Source organism: Vibrio sp. OPT46 (assembly GCF_015163535.1).
In the GTDB taxonomy this organism is placed as follows: Bacteria; Pseudomonadota; Gammaproteobacteria; order Enterobacterales; family Vibrionaceae; genus Vibrio; species Vibrio alginolyticus.
Genome location: NZ_JADDYG010000560.1, coordinates 16,616 through 21,251 on the forward strand (window position 1 = coordinate 16,616; position 4,636 = coordinate 21,251).

Sequence of the window (4,636 nt, forward strand, 5' to 3'; positions counted from 1 at the left end):
CAGAAGTAACAAGTAGTAGTGTTTTTTTCATATATTCCTCGAAAAGAGTATTAAACCGAAGCAATTATAGGTCTGGAATATAAAACTGTCTGCTTCCTGTCACTTTATTTGACAATAGTTTGACTGAGTTAGAATTTATCAAACAATTGATTTTGTTTCATAATTGGAACAATACTATTTCTAAGTTACTCAATAGTTCTTAACTATGCCACTTCACAAGAGTGAGGCTGTTGAGGTAACTTGGAATGAAAGACAACGGTGAGGAGACACAATGAGTAAACCACTACGAGAATTGCTCAGCCTACTACAACTCGAAAAATTAGAAGAAGGCTTGTTTCGTGGCCAAAGTGAAAACCTAGGTTTGCCTCAAGTTTATGGCGGTCAAGTAATTGGGCAAGCGCTTTCTGCTGCGCGCTACACCGTTGAAGAAACACGCACGGTACACTCCTTCCATAGCTATTTTTTGTACCCTGGCGATCCAGAAAAACCTATTATTTATGATGTAGAAAATCTGAGAGATGGCCGTAGCTTTAGCACTAGACGCGTAAAGGCAATTCAAAATGGACGCCCTATTTTTTACCTAACCGCATCCTACCATGGCGATCAACCTGGGTTTGATCATCAAAAAGAAATGCCAGATATCCCTGGTCCAGAAAACTTTGCCTCAGAGAGTGAGCTCGCAAGCCATATTGCAGAATTTCTACCCAAACGCTTACGCAAAACATTTTGCGGGGAAAAGCCAATCGAAACTCGCCCCGTTACGGTTATCAACCCTTTGAAGCCCAAAAAAGCAGAACCCAAACAGTACCTTTGGATTCGTGCTAATGGTGAAATGCCAGAGAATCAGCTAATTCACCAGTACCTTCTGGCCTACGCATCCGATTGGGGATTCCTTGTAACAGCAATGCATCCACATGAAGTCTCATTAATGACGCCTAACTTTCAAGTGGCCACCATTGACCACTCTATCTGGTTCCATCGCCCGTTTAAGATGGATGAATGGCTTCTATATGCGATAGAGAGCCCAACGGCGAGCAATACTCGTGGGTTGGTCCGTGGCGAAATATACAACCAGCAAGGTCACTTAGTGGCGACCGCCGTGCAAGAAGGGGTGATGCGCTACACGAAATAGCTCGTGTTCGCTAGACGAAAAAAGGAGTGCTGTTCCGCACTCCTTTTTTAATGGGTATCAAACGATGATTAATTTGGTTGATACTTCATGTTAACAACCGACCATTCGTAAAGTGATTTCGGGTAACCATATTCGCCTTTCCCGTAAATGACATTTGGGTCGGCATAGAATCCACCTTTATTCGTTGCTAAAAATTCACGAACCCCACGACGGTAAGTAATCACAGGTGCTACTAACTCATACTCTACCTTTTCCATCTTCGAGTCATCAATTATTAAGAACCGAGTCATACGAATCGTGCTGCCGCTGGTGCAGTATCCTGGGTCATCATAGTCAATTGCTTCAAAAGGCTTGAGATCATCTTCGAACAGCTCTGATGTACATCCATCAAATCGAGCTAAGTGTACCCACGCTCCTTTTATTAGAGTTGGGTCATCGTTACCCACCGGCTTGAATGCAAGTAGTGCAATCTTACCTTTGCCGTATAATTTCAATTCTTCGTCCGTTGGCTCACGCACTGAACGAACGTTCATCAAACCAAACTCACTTTCTTCTAAGTTAGAAAACTCACGTGCATTTAGCGTGCTAAACAATACTGTTTGTTCAGTTTCAAGCAATGTATATTGATCCGCAACACCTTCATCTGCAAAGCTTAGATACAGCTGGACTTTCTTACTTTCCAACGCTTTGTAATCTCGAGATTCTCCTTCCGAAATGTCGAGAGAAATCCAACGTCTTTTTACTGGCGGGAGATCAAGTAACGTCAGCTCTTCCTTATCAACATCTAATGAAGCGACTCCTTTAATTGTTGAGCTGGATATTTGATAGCTGCGGTTTCCTATTGGTGTACCAAAGTCTAGCTTAACCTTTTTAAATGGTTCAAATTCCACCTTCATTGTAGAAGCACTTAAACCAGGGTGATTCGCTTTGTTAATAGTGCCATTTACGACGATTGTTTTAGCTTTGTAGTTGCGCCCAGTAAGGGTAACCTCTAATTGGTACGTGCCTGCATGCAGGATTTTCAAACGCCCTGTATCAGGAGAAACTAGCTCGACCACAGGGTCTTTTTGGTTAATAAGACGGTAACTTGCCTTCGCAATCCCACCACTCATCACTGGTGAGATAACACTACCAGCGGAGAATTCTACCGTTGGGTAAGTAACCGATACCGGGTTTGTGCCTTGTTTAATCGTGACCGAGAAACTACTTTCACCCGGATCCACTTTGTCGTCCCCCGCATCCGAAACAATAATTTTTGTGCTACCCGCGTTAAGAATTTGCATGGCACCCGTTTGGCTGTTTAAGGAAACCACATCTATTGCTGCGTTGTCTGCAAATCGGTACGTAACTTCCCCAACCGTACCAGAGATTTTCGGCGCAACAAATGTTTGGCCAACCTTCCAAATCTCTTCCACATCGGATTGAACTTCAATTCGGCTCGGCGCGCTCAAAATTGTCACGTAGACTTTTTGATCAGGACCAACGGTATAATTCGCGCTCTCTTTTCTGCGCACAGTTAGCGTCGCTTTACCCGCTTTATACACATGGAGACGTCCTTCACTAAAACCACCGACAACATCTGGTGCGGTGTTATCTACAATCTCAATTTGCTCGTCAGCACTCAAACCAAAATCACGGTGAAGATCAAAACTGTATTTGTTGCTGTATACAACGTCATAATCGTGCGTTGCCATCGGTTGGCCTTCAGCCTTTGCAACTTTGATGACGACATTAAATTGAATAGGTTGGTAGAACTCCCCACCATCGTCTTCAAACTTAAGGTCGTACTCACCCGCAGTCACTACCTCCAACTTGCCGTCAGTCATTCGTAAGCCATTAGGTAAGCTGCTAACTAGATTTACGTTACCTTTTTGCCCTTTAAACGCCAGAGGGATTGAAAGATTTGGTTGATAAGTAAGCGGCATTTCAATGTCTTTTATAACTGGATGAGGCGCGCGATTAACTTCAAGATCAAAACGAGTTTTGCTTGCAGGATAATTACGCATGTCATGCTCGTAAATTTCCACTTCAGCAGCACCAACACCTTTGATCAGTAATGCTTCACCATTTTCTGTTTTAGCAACAACGTCTTCACCACGAATGATTCTCAGCTCATAGTCACCGTAGGCGTTCGTCACCTTAGGGAAAATTCGTCCACCTTCCTCATAAGTTGTGACAATATCCGCTGCGCTGATTTCTTGACGCTTGCCTTGTTTTACATCCACAAAAAATTGCGCTGTTTGCTGTTTATCTAGAAACGCGTCGCTGTAAGTTGCAGTCGCTTCAACCGTTAATCGCCCAACATTATGAACAAGAAGCAAACCCGTTTCAGGGTCTAGCAACTCGGCCACCTTGCTGTCTGGTACGCTATTTATGATTTTGTAAGAAATACGTTGCGTTTGAGCTTTATCTAGACGCACTGGTTCTAACGTCAACCCTTCTCGATACTCGTCTTCAAGCAAAGCGAACTGTAATTGCCCCGGAGCTACTGCATGCAGTTTAACCGTAGCGCGAACTTGTTTCGGCAAGTAAAAGTCGTTACCTGAATCAGTAATCAGCACCGATGCCTGACCAACTGAACCTAATGAATATACCGACCCGTTCTCATCAACACGAATCAAGTTATGACCACTTTCTACCTCATAACTCAGTTCGCCTTTTTGGCCACGGACGATCAACGCTTTTCCTTCTGACTCAATCGCATTGAAATTCAGATCACTCACTGAAAGTTCAGTATTGATACCTCGCTCTACAGTCACAGAAAATCTTGCTTCAGAAGATTCATAAGCAGAGCTACTATCTGTAGCAAGAATAGTCGCCGTTCCTGGGCGCAGAATTTGTAGTATTCCTGAGTCATTAATTTTCACGACATTTGGCGGATTAGAATCAATGACTTGGTAAGATACCGACCCATGTACATTGCTCAGTTTTGCTTCAGTAACCGTTCCCACTCCTTCAAACTTCAATACCGTGTCTTCCACTTTTAATTGCGGACGGTTCTGCTTTGTTATCGTAGTTGGTGTCTTCGTATTGTTCGGCTTAGAGTCTCCCCCACCGCCACAGCCAGCAAGTAAAGCTGCGAGAAAAAGCAAATAGTAATTTCTGTTCATTTTTAGTAATACTTTGTTACATACAAGATGGGGCGATAATAATACGATGTTTTATTAATCACTATCCCCATTTTTGAGTACTTTATTACTTAAGTAATTGCTACTGTATTAATCCTAAAAACAAATAATCAAAAATAGCGACCAAATTACATGAAAACACAAAAAGCAAACGTTTAAATCAAACTCTTCCATTAATTTAGTAAAAATTAATATTCAATAAAATAAAACATGAAAAAGAAAGAGAAAAAATTGCGTTATTTTTTCTTTCGTTATGATGTATAGGATTAATGGACTGCAAAAACAAATGGTTAATGAAAAATAGAAGAGAGAATAAATATCGTTTATATTTATAAAAATCTGGTAGGAAATAGTTTTAAAAGCATAATCAAACTAC

2 protein-coding genes are annotated in these 4,636 nt (G+C 41.9%); one reads left to right on the plus strand and one right to left on the minus strand.

The annotated features are described in order from the left end of the window. The first annotated feature begins 271 nt into the window (after nucleotides 1–271). A complete protein-coding gene (gene tesB, locus IQR33_RS22690) occupies nucleotides 272–1,132 on the plus strand; it encodes an acyl-CoA thioesterase II (RefSeq protein WP_005378575.1) in 861 nt (286 codons plus the stop codon). Between the two features lie 68 nt (nucleotides 1,133–1,200). Here tesB and IQR33_RS22695 read toward each other — a convergent pair whose 3' ends face one another. Further along, nucleotides 1,201–4,242, minus strand: a complete 3,042-nt coding sequence (locus IQR33_RS22695; RefSeq protein ID WP_053303256.1) for a hypothetical protein — start codon at nucleotides 4,240–4,242, stop codon at nucleotides 1,201–1,203. Nucleotides 4,243–4,636: the final 394 nt, after the last annotated feature.